We start from the raw sequence: 13,039 nt of genomic DNA on the forward strand, positions 1-13,039 counted from the left end.
TCATGTTTGATTTACTCCTGCGCCGTGCGCGCCTTGCCGACGATACCCTGACCGATATCGCCATTCAGGACGGGAAAATCGCGGCGTTGGGCGAGATTACTGCCCCTGCCCGTAAAACGGTTGAGTTGAACGGCGATGTGTTCGTCAGCGCAGGCTGGATTGACTCCCACGTTCACTGTTACCCGAACTCCCCGATTTATCACGACGAACCAGACAGCGTAGGTATTGCTACTGGCGTCACCTCCGTGGTGGATGCAGGCAGTACCGGCGCGGATGACGTGGACGATTTTTACGAAATCACCCGTAAAGCCTCAACAGACGTCTTTGCCCTGCTGAACATCTCCCGCGTGGGGCTGATAGCCCAGAACGAACTGGCCAACATGGCGAATATTGATGCAGATGCCGTGAAGCAGGCGGTAAAACGCCACCCGGATTTCATTGTCGGCCTGAAAGCGCGTATGAGCAGCAGCGTGGTGGGTGAAAACGGCATTACGCCGCTGGAGCTCGCCAAAGAAATTCAAAAAGAGAACGGCGATCTGCCGCTGATGGTGCACATTGGCAACAACCCGCCGAACCTCGACGAAATTGCCGAACTGCTGAGCTCGGGCGACATCATTACCCACTGTTACAACGGCAAACCCAACCGCATTCTGACGCCGTCCGGCGAGCTGCGAGCGTCCATTACGTCTGCGCTAAAACGCGGCGTGCGGCTGGACGTCGGCCACGGCACGGCGAGCTTTAGCTTTGAAGTGGCAAAACGCGCCATCGCAATGGGCATTCTGCCGCACACCATCAGCTCGGATATCTACTGCCGTAACCGCATTAATGGCCCGGTAGGGTCGCTGGCGAGCGTGATGTCGAAATTCCTCGCCATCGGCATGTCGCTGCCGCAGGTGATTGACTGCGTGACCGCGAACGCCGCCGACGGCCTGCGCCTGGCGCGTAAAGGGCGTATCGGGCCCGGACTCGACGCCGACCTGACGCTGTTCACCATTAAGCGCCAGCCAACGGTATTAACCGATGCCGAAAACGACAGCCTGCAGGCTGAACACATTTTGGTACCGCTTGCCGCGATCCGCGCGGGCAAGGGCTACATGACAGAACAAGGGAGCACGGAACATGCCTTCGATTTATGAGAAATACCACTTAAAGCAAGTCATCAACACCTCTGGCCGCATGACGGCGCTGGGCGTCTCCACGCCGCGCCCGGAAGTGGTGCAGGCGGCGATGGACGGCATGAACCACTATTTCGAGATGAAGGATCTGGTCAACAAAACCGGTGAATACATCGCGAAACTGCTGGAAGTAGAAGGCGCGACAGTGGTTTCCTGCGCGTCAGCAGGGATTGCCCAGTCCGTGGCGGCAGTGCTGGTAAAAGACAGCGACTGGCTGCTGGAAAACCTGCACGTTACCCCGATTGAGAACAACGAGATCGTGCTGCCGAAAGGCCACAACGTGAACTTTGGCGCGCCGGTAGGCACCATGGTCGCATTGGGCGGCGGCAAGCTGGTAGAAGCGGGATACGCCAATGAATGTTCAGCCGATCAGCTGGCGGCGGCGATCACCCCGCGCACGGCGGCGATCCTCTATATTAAATCTCACCACTGCGTGCAGAAAAGCATGCTCAGTGTGGAGCAGGCGGCAGTGGTGGCGCGTAAACATGGTCTGCCGCTGATCGTTGATGCGGCGGCAGAAGAAGATCTGCACGTTTACTACCGTTCCGGTGCGGATCTGGTGATTTACAGCGGCGCGAAGGCGATCGAAGGGCCAACCAGCGGTCTGGTGATCGGCAAAACGCAGTATGTCGAGTGGGTGAAACGCCAGACGGCAGGGATTGGCCGTGCGATGAAGGTGGGTAAAGAGGGCATTCTTGGCCTGACCTGCGCCATCGAACACTACCTCACGGCGACCAAAGAGAGCGGCGAAGAGATGGTGGCGAAGATGACGCCGTTTATCGAGGCGCTCAACACCCTGAACGGCGTGACGGCACGCGTGGTCTGGGACAGCGCCGGGCGCGATATCGCCCGCACCGAAATTAAGTTCGATGAAGCGACAACCGGCGTCGGCACCGGGGATTTGGTAGCGAAACTCAAGCAGGGGGACTACGCCATTTACTTCCGTGGCTACAAGGCCAACGAAGGGATTATCGAAGCGGACGTGCGCAGCGTGAATGCTGACCAGCTAAACATTGTTTACCGCCGCATTAGCGAAGTATTAGGACAGGAGAAAAACGCATGAAACTGACCCCCAACTTTTACCGTGATCGCGTCTGCCTGAACGTGCTGGCGGGCTCTAAAGCCAATGCCAGTGCCATTTACGAAGCGGCAGAAGGTCATGTGCTGGTGGGCGTGCTCTCCAAAAATTACCCGGATGTGGCAAGCGCCGTTGCTGATATGCGTGAATACGCTCAGCTTATTGATAACGCGCTGTCCGTTGGCCTGGGGGCGGGCGATCCGAACCAGTCGGCGATGGTGAGTGAAATTTCCCGCCAGGTGCAGCCGCAGCACGTAAACCAGGTCTTTACCGGCGTAGCAACCAGCCGCGCGCTGTTGGGACAAAATGACTCCGTGGTCAACGGTCTGGTTTCTCCAACCGGAACCGTCGGCATGGTGAAAATCTCTACCGGTCCGCTGAGCAGCGCGGCACCGGACGGTATCGTTCCGGTGGAAACGGCAATTGCTCTGCTGAAAGATTTTGGCGGTAGCTCCATTAAATATTTCCCGATGGGTGGCCTGAAATGCCGTGATGAGTACAAAGCGGTGGCGGAAGCCTGCGCGCGTCACGACTTCTGGCTGGAGCCAACCGGCGGTATCGATCTGGAAAATTACGAAGAGATACTGCAGATCGCCCTGGACGCGGGCGTGAGCAAAATCATCCCGCATATCTACAGCTCGATTATCGACAAAGCCAGCGGCGATACGCGCCCGGAAGATGTGCGCACGTTGCTTGCGATGACGAAAAAGTTAGTTAAGTAGTCCCTCACCCTAACCCTCTCCCACCGGGAGAGGGGATAATGATCAGGAGCCACCATGCACACCCGTAACCTGCTTGTTGCTTCACTCTCTCTGCTTGCTACTTCCGCTGTTGCCCAGACTCATTACGCCTGGGTGGGAACCTATAATCCTAACGGTGAAGGGCTGTACCGTTTTACCGTCGATCCGCAAAGCGGTGCGCTTGCGGATAAAACGCTGGTCAGCACGTTGCCGAATGCTGCACAGCTTACCGTCTCGCATGATGGCAAAACGCTCTATCTGGCGAGTGAAGTAGAGCAGGGCGTGGTGCAGGCGCTGCGGGTGAATGACAACGGTGAGCTGAGTGAGCTCAATCAGGTGGCTTCCGGTGGCGCAGGGCCGGTTTACCTTTCGCTGACGCCGAATGGTCGCCATCTGCTGGTGGCAAACTACGTCAGCGGAACGATTGCCGTTCTGCCGGTCAAAGCCGATGGCAGCCTGGGTGATGCCACGGACAAACATCAGGATCAGGGCGAACCGGGTGCGGCGAAGCCGGAAGCCGCTGCGGAGGGCAGTTTCGCTATCAGCGATCATAACGGGCCTCATGCACACATGATCGCCGCCGATCCGAGCGGAAAATACGTGTTTTCAACCGATCTGGGGCTGGATCGCATCTATCAGTATCGCTTAGACGATCGAAGCGGAAAGCTGACGCCTAACGATCCACCGTTTATCAACGCCTCCTCGAAAGGGGCCGGGCCGCGCCACTTTGTCTTTACGCCAAAAGGCGATGCCCTGTGGTTGATTAACGAAGAGGCGTCTACGCTGACTCACTATACTGTGGATGCAAACGGCATCCTGAAAGAGGGCAAAACGCTCTCCGCCCTGCCGAAAGGTTACAAAGGCACCAGTTTTGCTGCAGGTCTGGCGTTAAGTGCGGATGGTAAGCAACTGTATGTGGCTAACCGTTTGCATAACAGCATCGGGCACTTTACCGTAACAGCGGAAGGCACGCTGACGCATCAGGATGATGTCTGGACCCGTGGTGACTACCCGCGCACCCTGACGCTCGATAAACAGGGGCGTTGGCTGTACGTCATGAATCAACGCAGCGATAACATTACCCGTTTCCGCGTGGCGCAGGACGGCAAGCTCAGCTTTGAGCCAGACTATACGCCGGTCGGTAGCCCATCTCAGATGGTCATTTCACCCTAAGCCGTAAGAGGACAACGACGTGCGATTTCCGAATCAACGTTTAGCGCAACTTTTCGATCTGTTGCAAAACGAGACGCTGCCGCAGGATGAACTGGCGCAGCGGCTGTCGGTTTCCACGCGAACCGTCCGCGCTGATATCACTGCCCTGAACGCGCTGCTGGCGAGCCACGGCGCGCAGTTTATTCTGAGCCGGGGGAATGGTTATCAGCTTAAAATTGATGACGCCGAGCGTTATCAGCAATTGCAGGCCTCCCACCCGCGCGCGCTGCGTATTCCCCGAACCGGGATGGAGCGCGTGCATTATCTGGTGGTGCGTTTTCTTACCTCGGCATTTTCTCTCAAACTTGAGGATCTGGCTGACGAGTGGTTCGTCAGCCGCGCCACGCTGCAAAGCGACATGGCGGAAGTGCGCGAGTGGTTCCACCGTTATAATCTGACGCTGGAAACCCGACCGCGCCATGGTATGAAGCTGTTTGGCAGCGAGATGTCGACCCGTGCCTGTCTGACGGACTTGCTCTGGGAGCTGGCACAGCAGGACAGTCTGAACCCGTTGGTGACCGACGTGGCGCTTAATGCAGGTGTGGCAGAACAGATGGTGCCTGTACTACACGATGCGCTAACACGCCACCATATCCGCCTGACCGACGAAGGTGAGTTGTTCCTGCGCCTGTACTGTGCGGTATCGGTACGTCGTATCAGCGAAGGCTATCCACTGCCGGAATTCCATGCTGAAGATGTGGAAGAGAACGTGCGTGAAGCCGCGAAAGATATCGCAGTGTCCATTCAGCATCTGGCGGGCAAAACGCTTTCGCCGTCGGAAGAGAGCTGGCTTTGCGTACACATTGCCGCGCGGCAGATCCAGGAGATAGCACCCAGCGCGATCAACGCTGACGACGACGAAGCGCTGGTCAACTACATCCTGCGTTACATCAACACTCACTATAACTACAACCTGCTCAGTGACGAGCAGCTGCACGCGGATCTGCTCACACACATTAAAACCATGATCACCCGGGTGCGGTACCAAATCATGATCCCCAATCCGCTGCTGGAAAACATCAAGCAGCACTACCCGATGGCATGGGATATGACCCTCGCGGCGGTATCGAGCTGGGGCAAATACACACCGTATGTGATCAGCGAAAACGAGATTGGTTTTCTGGTATTACATATTGGCGTTGGGTTGGAGCGCCATTACAACATTGGCTACCAGCGACAGCCGCGCGTGCTGCTGGTGTGCGACGCCGGAAACGCCATGGTGCGTATGATTGAGGCGGTGCTGCAGCGCAAATACCCGCAGATTGAGGTGACGCGCACGCTCACCCTGCGCGAGTACGAGCTGGCGGAAATGATTAGCGAAGACTTTGTGATCGCCACCGCCCGCGTCAGCGAAAAGTCCAAACCGGTGGTGATGATCGCCCCATTCCCGACTGACTATCAGTTAGAACAGATCGGCAAGCTGGTGCTGGTGGACCGCACCCGCCCGTGGATGCTGGATAAATACTTCGACGCGGCCCATTTCCGCATTATCGACACGCCCGTTGATCAGCAAACGCTGTTCCGTGAACTGTGCGCGCAGCTTGAAGGCGAGGGGTTTGTCGGCGCGGAGTTCCTGGATTCGGTCGTCGAGCGTGAAGCCATCGTCAGCACCATGCTCGGCGATGGCATTGCGCTGCCGCACTCACTCGGCCTGCTGGCGCAGAAAACGGTAGTCTATACCGTGCTCGCCCCGCACGGCGTCCAGTGGGGCGACGAAACCGCACACGTCATCTTCCTGCTCGCTATCAGCAAAAGCGAATACGAAGAGGCGATGGCGATTTACGATATCTTCGTCACCTTCCTGCGTGAACGGGCGATGTCGCGGCTCTGTAGCTGCGGAGATTTTGCCGAGTTTAAGGCAGTGGCGATGGAGAGTTTGAGCCGGTTTTGAGAGGCGTTATCCAGAATTCGATGTAATGCGAATGTAATGCTAAACTGCATTACGCATTCGATTTTACTGGAGGCATAATGGCCACGCTGAACGTCCGTCTGGATGACAAACTCAAAAACGAGGCTTATGCCGTGCTGGAAAAACTCAATATCACCCCAACGGAAGCCGTGCGATTACTGTTTCAGTACGTCGCGGAGACGGGGCGTATGCCGGTGAAAACGGTCACCATTAGCGACAATGAAGAAGAACTGATACAGGCAGTCCGGGAGCGGCTGGCTAATCCGCAAAAGGGAATTAAGGTTAGTCTGGATGACTTATGAACTGGCATTTGATCCGAGGGCGTTAAAGGAATGGAGCAAGCTGGGGGAGACTGTAAAAGACCAGTTTAAGAAGAAACTAGCGGACGTATTGGTGAACCCAAGGGTCGAATCGGCCCGCCTGCATGGTCTACCGGATTGCTACAAAATAAAACTCAGATCCCAGGGTTATCGTTTGGTCTATCAGGTTCAGGAAAACGTTGTAACGGTATTTGTTATCGCTATCGGCAAGAGAGAGAAAGCAGCCGTTTATCATGATGCAAACAAACGGCTCTAACGATCACTGCAGATGATGCACAACCTGATTGCTGCTGCCGCGCCAGATCAGCGCCGGGTCTTTTAAATCCTGCACGAATTTGCCGTCGACCAGCACGTTAATCAGATCCACCACTTCCATTTGCTGCGCGTTCAGCTCATCCAGCTTGTAGCCTGTCCAGACCCAGATATCTTTTCCCGTACATTCGCGGCGAATGCGTTTAACCAGCTTCAGGATTTCCGGCACGTTTTGCGGGTGGAGCGGGTCGCCACCGGAAAGTGAAATCCCCTGACGTTTGATGCGCGTGTCGTTGAGATCGTTAATGATCCGGTCTTCCATCTCTGCGGTGAACGGCATACCGGAATTTAAACGCCAGGTGCTTTTGTTGTAGCAGCCGGGGCATTCGTGGACGCAGCCTGAGACGAACAGGGTGCAGCGGGTGCCGGGACCGTTGACGATGTCGACGGGATAATATTGATGATAATTCATAGCGTTAACCTGATGCCCTCACCCCGGCCCTCTCCCACAGGGAGAGGGAGAAAACCGGCGTCAGGCTTGCAATGTGCTCGATCGGTTCCCTCTCCCTTGAGGGAGAGGGGTAGGGTGAGGGGGAAAACCCGGCGAAGAACTTACCCGATCTGCCCATTCCCCAAATGCTTCACGCGGCGCTTCACCTCTTCCTGCTTGCCGGCGTTGAACGGACGCGCATCCGGGCTGCCGAGATAGCCGCACACGCGGCGGGTCACAGAGACGCGAGCCGCATCGTGATTGCCGCATTTCGGGCAGGTGAAGCCTTTGCTGGTGCACTCAAACTCACCGGTAAATCCGCACTCGTAACACTCGTCGATTGGCGTGTTGGTACCGTAATACGGCACGTGCTGATAGCTGTAATCCCACACGTCTTCCAGCGCTTTCAGGTTATGCTGAATGTTTGGGTACTCGCCATAGCAGATGAAGCCGCCGCTGGCGATCGGCGGATACGCCGCTTCGAAATCAATCTTGTCGTACGGGTTCACCTTCTTCTCCACGTCGAGGTGGAAGCTGTTGGTGTAGTAACCTTTGTCGGTTACCCCTTCCACAATACCGAACTCGGCGGTGTCCAGACGGCAGAAACGGTCGCAGAGGTTTTCGCTCGGCGTACTGTACAGGCTGAAGCCGTAGCCGGTTTCCTCTTTCCACTGATCAACGGCGTCGCGCAGGCGCTGAACGATGGCGATGCCTTTCTCACGCAGGGCTTCGCTGTCATACATATGCGTGCCGCCAGCCAATGCGTTGATGGTCTCGTGAATACCGATATAGCCCAGCGAAATCGACGCACGACCATTTTTGAAGATCTCAGACACGTCATCGTCCGCTTTCAGACGCACGCCGCAGGCCCCTTCCATGTAGAGGATTGGCGCCACGCGGGCTTTGACCCCTTCCAGACGCGCAATGCGGGTCATCAACGCTTTGCGCGCCAGCTGCAGGCGCTCGTCCAGCAATTTCCAGAACTCGGCCTCATTGCCTTTGGCTTCCAGCGCGATGCGCGGCAGGTTCAGGCTGATGACGCCGAGGTTGTTGCGCCCGTCGTGGATCTGCTCGCCGTTTTCATCTTCGTAGACGCCGAGGAAGCTGCGGCAGCCCATAGGCGTTTTAAACGAACCGGTGACTTTAACGACCTGATCGTAGTTCAGGATGTCCGGATACATACGTTTGCTCGCGCACTCCAGCGCCAGCTGTTTGATGTCGTAGTTCGGATCGCCAAACTTATGGTTGAGACCGTCGCGGATGGCGAACACCAGTTTCGGGAACACGGCGGTTTTGCGGTTTTTGCCGAGGCCGGAAATACGGTTGCGCAGGATCGACTGCTGAATCAGGCGCGATTCCCAGCTGGTGCCCAGGCCAAAACCGAAGGTCACAAACGGTGTCTGGCCGTTGGCGGTGTGCAGCGTGTTCACCTCATATTCCAGCGACTGGAAGGCGTCGTAGCACTCTTTCTCGGTGCGGGAATGGGCGTAGCCGTCCGCGTCCGGGATCTGCCACTCTTCGGCCGTTTTACGATGCTTGTTGAAGCTTGCCGTCACGAACGGGGCCAGCACTTCATCAATGCGGTTAATGGTGGTGCCACCATAAATATGGCTGGCGACCTGGGCGATAATCTGCGCCGTGACCGCCGTGGCCGTGGAGATTGATTTTGGCGGTTCAATCTCGGCGTTACCCATTTTAAAACCGTGGGTCAGCATGCCCTTCAGGTCGATCAGCATGCAGTTGAACATCGGGAAGAATGGCGAGTAGTCGAGATCGTGATAGTGGATCTCACCGCGCTCGTGCGCCGACACCACGTCGCGCGGCAGCAGGTGCTGGCGGGCATAGTGTTTAGCGACGATACCGGCCAGCAGGTCGCGCTGGGTCGGGATCACTTTACTGTCTTTGTTGGCGTTTTCATTCAGTAGGGCGGAGTTGGTCTGCTCTACCAGGCCACGGATCTCCTGGTTCAGACGGCCGCGCTTCTCACGCTCAACGTCACGATCGTGACGGTATTCAATGTAGGCACGGGCTAACTGCTTGTAAGGACCCGCCATCAGCTGGTTCTCAACCGCGGTCTGGATCTCGTTGATATCCACCTGGTTGCGTTCATTCATCTGGCTGCTAACGACTTCTGCGACGGTGGCGCAGTAATCTGCGTCATCGACTCCCGCTGCTTTAGCTGCACGCAGAATGGCTTCCTGGATGCGCTCTGATTTAAACGGCACTTTACAGCCATCACGTTTCATCACATGCGGTGTCATGATCACTCCATTTTAAAAACAGGTTATCCACAGAGGTGGAGAAGTATTCAGAGGCTGTATTGTCAGCCAGGTGAGTGACTTCCCTCGTTCCCGACATTTGTTATCCACAATTCCGGAGAGCTGAGTCGCCGTCTTGTTGTTGGAATAGTAGACGATAAATACAAGATGTTGGGTCGGCGTGCATTTTAAGTGCTACATATAGTGATTTGCATCAAACATGTTTGCGTTTTATTTGATTCAGAACAAAGTAAAAAGACGAGAGTACAAACGACGGGCGCTTCAGCGATTGTAAATACGGGCAGGAAAAATCTGATTAATTATTCAACAAAAACAGTAAAATAAGCCGGGCACGGTATTGTGCCCGGCGTCGCATTACGGTTGCAGCCACCAGACGGCTTCAAACGGACGTAGGCTGGTGGTTTGTGGCGCGGCATAGTTGCTCATTACTGGCTGCCATTCGCCACTGAGGGCGTCATTCTGCCATGTCTGGCTCTCGCCGCTGAGGTTCGCCACCACAATCAGCGTCTTTCCCTGCCACTGACGACGGTAGCACCACAGAGAAGGATGTTCTGGCAGGAGATCCTCATAATCCCCCCACGTCAGTACCGGCAGGGTTTTACGCAGGCTAATCAACGACTGATAGGTGTAAAACACCGAATCCGGGTCGTCCAGCGCGGCGCGGGCGTTTACCGTCTCGTAGTTGTCGCAAACGCCAATCCACGGCTCACCTTCGGTGAAGCCCGCATTGTGCGAAGCGTCCCACTGCATTGGCGTGCGGCCGTTATCGCGGGATTTACTCGCCAGAATCGCCAGTAATTCGTCCGGATCGCGCTCGCTGGCCCGCAGTTCGGCGAACATGTTCAGGCTTTCCACGTCACGGTAATCGGTGATGCGGCTGAAGTGCGGGTTGGTCATGCCAAGTTCTTCACCCTGATAGATATACGGCGTACCTTGCATGCCGTGCAGCACCATGCCGAGCATCTTCGCAGCCTGAACGCGGTATTCGCCTTCGTCACCAAAGCGCGACACGATGCGCGGCTGGTCGTGGTTACACCAGAACAGCGCGTTCCAGGCTTTGTTGTGCATGCCCTGCTGCCAGTGGCGGAAGAGGGTTTTTAGCGCCACGAAGTCCGGTTTCGCCTTCGTCCACTTTTCGCCGCCGGGATAATCCACCTTCAGGTGGTGGAAGTTAAAGGTCATCGACAATTCACTGCCATCAAGAGAGGCGTACTGCTGGCAGTTTTCCAGCGAGGTCGAGGACATCTCGCCCACCGTCATCAGATTGCGCGGCGTAAAGACGTCGCGGCTCATCTCCCGCAGATATTCGTGAATGCGCGGCCCGTCTGTGTAGAAACGGCGGCCATCGCCTGCCTCGTCATTCGGGAAATCCTGATCTTTTGAGATCAGGTTAATCACGTCGAGACGTAAGCCGTCCACGCCGCGATCGGCCCAGAATTCGCACACCTTTTTCAGCTCGGCGCGCACTTCAGGGTTTTCCCAGTTGAGATCCGCCTGCTCCGGAGCAAAGAGGTGCAGGTAGTACTGTTCGCTCTCGGCGTGCCAGCGCCAGGCGTTGCCGCCAAACTTGGAGCGCCAGTTGTTGGGAAGCTGCTCCGGCGTGCCGTCGCGCCAGATATAAAACTGGCGGTACGGGCTCTCTTTATTCAGTGATTCGCGGAACCAGGCATGCTGCGTTGACGTATGGTTAAACACCATATCCAGCACGATGCGGATGCCGCGCTCATGCGCCCTGGCGACCAGTTCATCAAAATCATCCAGAGTGCCGTAGGCGGGATCGATGGCGGTGTAATTCGCCACGTCGTAGCCGTTATCCACCTGCGGGGAGATATAAAACGGCGTCAGCCAGATGGCGTCAATGCCGAGGGTTTTCAGGTAGTCCAGACGCTGCGTCACGCCGCGTAAATCACCGGTGCCGCTGCCAGTGGTGTCCTGGAAACTCTTTGGATAGATCTGATAGATGACGCCGTTCTGCCACCAGTGAGGAAGGGTATTCATAATGCGTTCCTGCAAATGCGAAGGGGCGCAACTGCGCCCCGAAAGATAAAGTTAAACAATCTGCAGCGAGCCCTGACGGAACTTACGCTGGTAAACCACGGTGGTGAGCGCCATTGGGACGATAATCGCGATAGCCATCGCCAGGGCAAACACCTGCCAGAAAGCGGGCTGGATGGAGAGAATGCCCGGCAGACCGCCAACACCGATGCCGTTCGCCATTACGCCGTTCAGACCGCACACCAGCCCTGCCAGACCGGAACCGATCATCGCGCAGAGCATCGGGAAACGGTATTTCAGGTTGATACCGTACATCGCCGGCTCGGTCACGCCGAGGTAGGCGGAGATGGCAGCCGGAACGGAGATTTCACGCTCGTTATGTTTACGGCTGACCAGAATAATGCCGGTTACCGCAGACGCCTGTGCGATGTTAGACAGGGCGATAATCGGCCAGACCGGCGTACCGCCAAGGCTCTGAATCATCTGCATATCAATGGCCAGGGTGGTCTGGTGCACGCCGGTGATCACCAGCGGGGCGTACAGGAAACCGAACAGCGCGGCACCAATCGGCGCGAAGCTGCCAGTCATCAGGTGACGAACCGCGAAGGCCACGCCGTCGCCGATCATGCGGCCAAACGGACCGATAAAGGCATGCGCCAGGAATACGGCGATAATCAGTGAGCAAACCGGAACCACCACCAGATAAAGGTAATCCGGGACGATGCGTTTTAAGCGAGTCTCAATGAAGCCCAGCGCCAGACCTGCCAGCAACGCCGGAATGACCTGCGCCTGATAGCCCACTTTAGCGATGGTAAACAGACCAAAGTTCCACACTTCCGGCACCTGCTGACCAAGTAAGTAAGCGTTCATTAACTGTGGAGAGACCAGCGTGACGCCCAGTACGATACCCAGAATTGGCGTGCCGCCCATTTTGCGCACTGCGGACCAGCAGATCCCGACCGGCAGGTAGAAGAAGATCGCTTCGCCAATCAGCCACAGGAAGTCGTAAATGGTTTTCAGCGCCGGGTACATCTGCGCCAGGGTTTTGCCGTCGCTCATCGGCACATCACCGATGACGTTACGGAAGCCCAGAATTAAGCCCCCGCTGATCAGCGCTGGCAGCAGCGGGAAGAAGATTTCTGCGAAGTGGGAAATCAGCTGCTCGTGCCACTTCATGTTCTGGCGCGCGGCTTTCTTTGCCTGCTCTTTATCGGCAGAAGAGTGCCCGGTAGTCGCCAGCAGAGCCTGATAGTAATCGCCCACTTCGGTACCTATAACGACCTGGAACTGACCGGCGTTGGTGAAGCAGCCTTTAACCATGGAGAGTTCTTCAATGGCTTTCGGGTTGGCTTTGGCCGGATCGTTCAGCACGAAACGCAGGCGGGTAATGCAATGGCTGACGGTTGCGATGTTTTCGCGCCCGCCGACCAGGACGATCAGCCGATCGATATCTGCTTGTTTGACTTTACTCATCATGAAACCTCATGACAGATGGTTAGGGGTGTAATGACCTGAGCGCAAGCCTACTCCTTCAGCGTGACGGCGAAAATGGGAACGTTCCCGAAATCGGGCGAAGATCACAATAAACC

11 protein-coding genes are annotated in these 13,039 nt (G+C 56.4%); 7 read left to right on the top strand and 4 right to left on the bottom strand.

Annotation, left to right across the window (positions count from 1 at the left end; translation table 11 throughout):
- The first annotated feature begins 2 nt into the window (after positions 1–2).
- From ACJ9Y9_RS02890 to ACJ9Y9_RS02920, 7 genes are all read left to right on the top strand, one after another.
- Positions 3–1,136, top strand: coding sequence for an amidohydrolase/deacetylase family metallohydrolase (locus ACJ9Y9_RS02890; protein WP_028016488.1), 1,134 nt, complete (start codon positions 3–5; stop codon positions 1,134–1,136).
- On the top strand, positions 1,120–2,238 hold the full coding sequence (locus tag ACJ9Y9_RS02895; RefSeq protein WP_028016489.1) for a DgaE family pyridoxal phosphate-dependent ammonia lyase: 1,119 nt from the start codon (positions 1,120–1,122) through the stop codon (positions 2,236–2,238). Before ACJ9Y9_RS02890 ends, ACJ9Y9_RS02895 begins: the two co-directional genes overlap by 17 nt.
- The gene (gene dagF, locus ACJ9Y9_RS02900; RefSeq protein WP_028016490.1) at positions 2,235–2,975 is read left to right on the top strand and encodes a 2-dehydro-3-deoxy-phosphogluconate aldolase; all 741 of its coding nucleotides are present in this window, start codon (positions 2,235–2,237) and stop codon (positions 2,973–2,975) included. Before ACJ9Y9_RS02895 ends, dagF begins: the two co-directional genes overlap by 4 nt.
- A 54-nt stretch (positions 2,976–3,029) precedes the next feature.
- Entirely contained in the window at positions 3,030–4,166 is a 1,137-nt protein-coding gene (locus ACJ9Y9_RS02905; protein WP_028016491.1) for a lactonase family protein, read from the top strand.
- A gap of 19 nt (positions 4,167–4,185) precedes the next feature.
- Positions 4,186–6,096: a transcription antiterminator gene (locus ACJ9Y9_RS02910; RefSeq protein WP_028016492.1), complete on the top strand. Its 1,911-nt coding sequence runs from the start codon at positions 4,186–4,188 to the stop codon at positions 6,094–6,096.
- Between the two features lie 77 nt (positions 6,097–6,173).
- Positions 6,174–6,416 carry a type II toxin-antitoxin system RelB/DinJ family antitoxin gene (locus ACJ9Y9_RS02915; RefSeq protein WP_028016493.1) on the top strand — a complete coding sequence of 81 codons (243 nt, stop codon included), beginning with the start codon at positions 6,174–6,176 and terminating at the stop codon, positions 6,414–6,416.
- A complete protein-coding gene (locus tag ACJ9Y9_RS02920) occupies positions 6,406–6,690 on the top strand; it encodes a type II toxin-antitoxin system RelE/ParE family toxin (RefSeq protein ID WP_028016494.1) in 285 nt (94 codons plus the stop codon). Before ACJ9Y9_RS02915 ends, ACJ9Y9_RS02920 begins: the two co-directional genes overlap by 11 nt.
- 3 nt (positions 6,691–6,693) lie before the next feature.
- Here the strand turns inward: ACJ9Y9_RS02920 and nrdG are convergent, their stop codons facing one another.
- From nrdG to treB, 4 genes are all read right to left on the bottom strand, one after another.
- Positions 6,694–7,158 (bottom strand): anaerobic ribonucleoside-triphosphate reductase-activating protein, encoded by a 465-nt coding sequence (gene nrdG / locus ACJ9Y9_RS02925; protein ID WP_028016495.1) that lies wholly within the window; start codon positions 7,156–7,158, stop codon positions 6,694–6,696.
- Between the two features lie 140 nt (positions 7,159–7,298).
- Positions 7,299–9,437, bottom strand: a complete 2,139-nt coding sequence (gene nrdD / locus ACJ9Y9_RS02930; protein WP_028016496.1) for an anaerobic ribonucleoside-triphosphate reductase — start codon at positions 9,435–9,437, stop codon at positions 7,299–7,301.
- A 372-nt stretch (positions 9,438–9,809) separates the two neighbouring features.
- Complete coding sequence (treC, locus tag ACJ9Y9_RS02935) at positions 9,810–11,453, bottom strand: alpha,alpha-phosphotrehalase (protein WP_028016497.1); 1,644 nt, start codon at positions 11,451–11,453, stop codon at positions 9,810–9,812.
- Between the two features lie 51 nt (positions 11,454–11,504).
- Positions 11,505–12,923, bottom strand: coding sequence for a PTS trehalose transporter subunit IIBC (gene treB, locus ACJ9Y9_RS02940; protein ID WP_028016498.1), 1,419 nt, complete (start codon positions 12,921–12,923; stop codon positions 11,505–11,507).
- Positions 12,924–13,039 lie beyond the last annotated feature (116 nt).

The organism is Enterobacter sp. CPE_E1241 (genome assembly GCF_045618265.1).
In the GTDB taxonomy this organism is placed as follows: domain Bacteria; phylum Pseudomonadota; class Gammaproteobacteria; order Enterobacterales; family Enterobacteriaceae; genus Enterobacter; species Enterobacter adelaidei.

Excerpts from the sequence above, each read along its gene's own strand:
- dagF (WP_028016490.1), top strand. The coding sequence starts at position 2,235 with ATGAAACTGACCCCCAACTTTTACCGTGATCGCGTCTGCCTGAACGTG.
- ACJ9Y9_RS02905 (WP_028016491.1), top strand. The coding sequence starts at position 3,030 with ATGCACACCCGTAACCTGCTTGTTGCTTCACTCTCTCTGCTTGCTACT.
- ACJ9Y9_RS02895 (WP_028016489.1), top strand. The coding sequence starts at position 1,120 with ATGCCTTCGATTTATGAGAAATACCACTTAAAGCAAGTCATCAACACC.
- nrdD (WP_028016496.1), bottom strand. The coding sequence starts at position 9,437 with ATGACACCGCATGTGATGAAACGTGATGGCTGTAAAGTGCCGTTTAAA.
- treB (WP_028016498.1), bottom strand. The coding sequence starts at position 12,923 with ATGAGTAAAGTCAAACAAGCAGATATCGATCGGCTGATCGTCCTGGTC.
- nrdG (WP_028016495.1), bottom strand. The coding sequence starts at position 7,158 with ATGAATTATCATCAATATTATCCCGTCGACATCGTCAACGGTCCCGGC.
- ACJ9Y9_RS02890 (WP_028016488.1), top strand. The coding sequence starts at position 3 with ATGTTTGATTTACTCCTGCGCCGTGCGCGCCTTGCCGACGATACCCTG.
- ACJ9Y9_RS02920 (WP_028016494.1), top strand. The coding sequence starts at position 6,406 with ATGACTTATGAACTGGCATTTGATCCGAGGGCGTTAAAGGAATGGAGC.
- ACJ9Y9_RS02915 (WP_028016493.1), top strand. The coding sequence starts at position 6,174 with ATGGCCACGCTGAACGTCCGTCTGGATGACAAACTCAAAAACGAGGCT.
- treC (WP_028016497.1), bottom strand. The coding sequence starts at position 11,453 with ATGAATACCCTTCCTCACTGGTGGCAGAACGGCGTCATCTATCAGATC.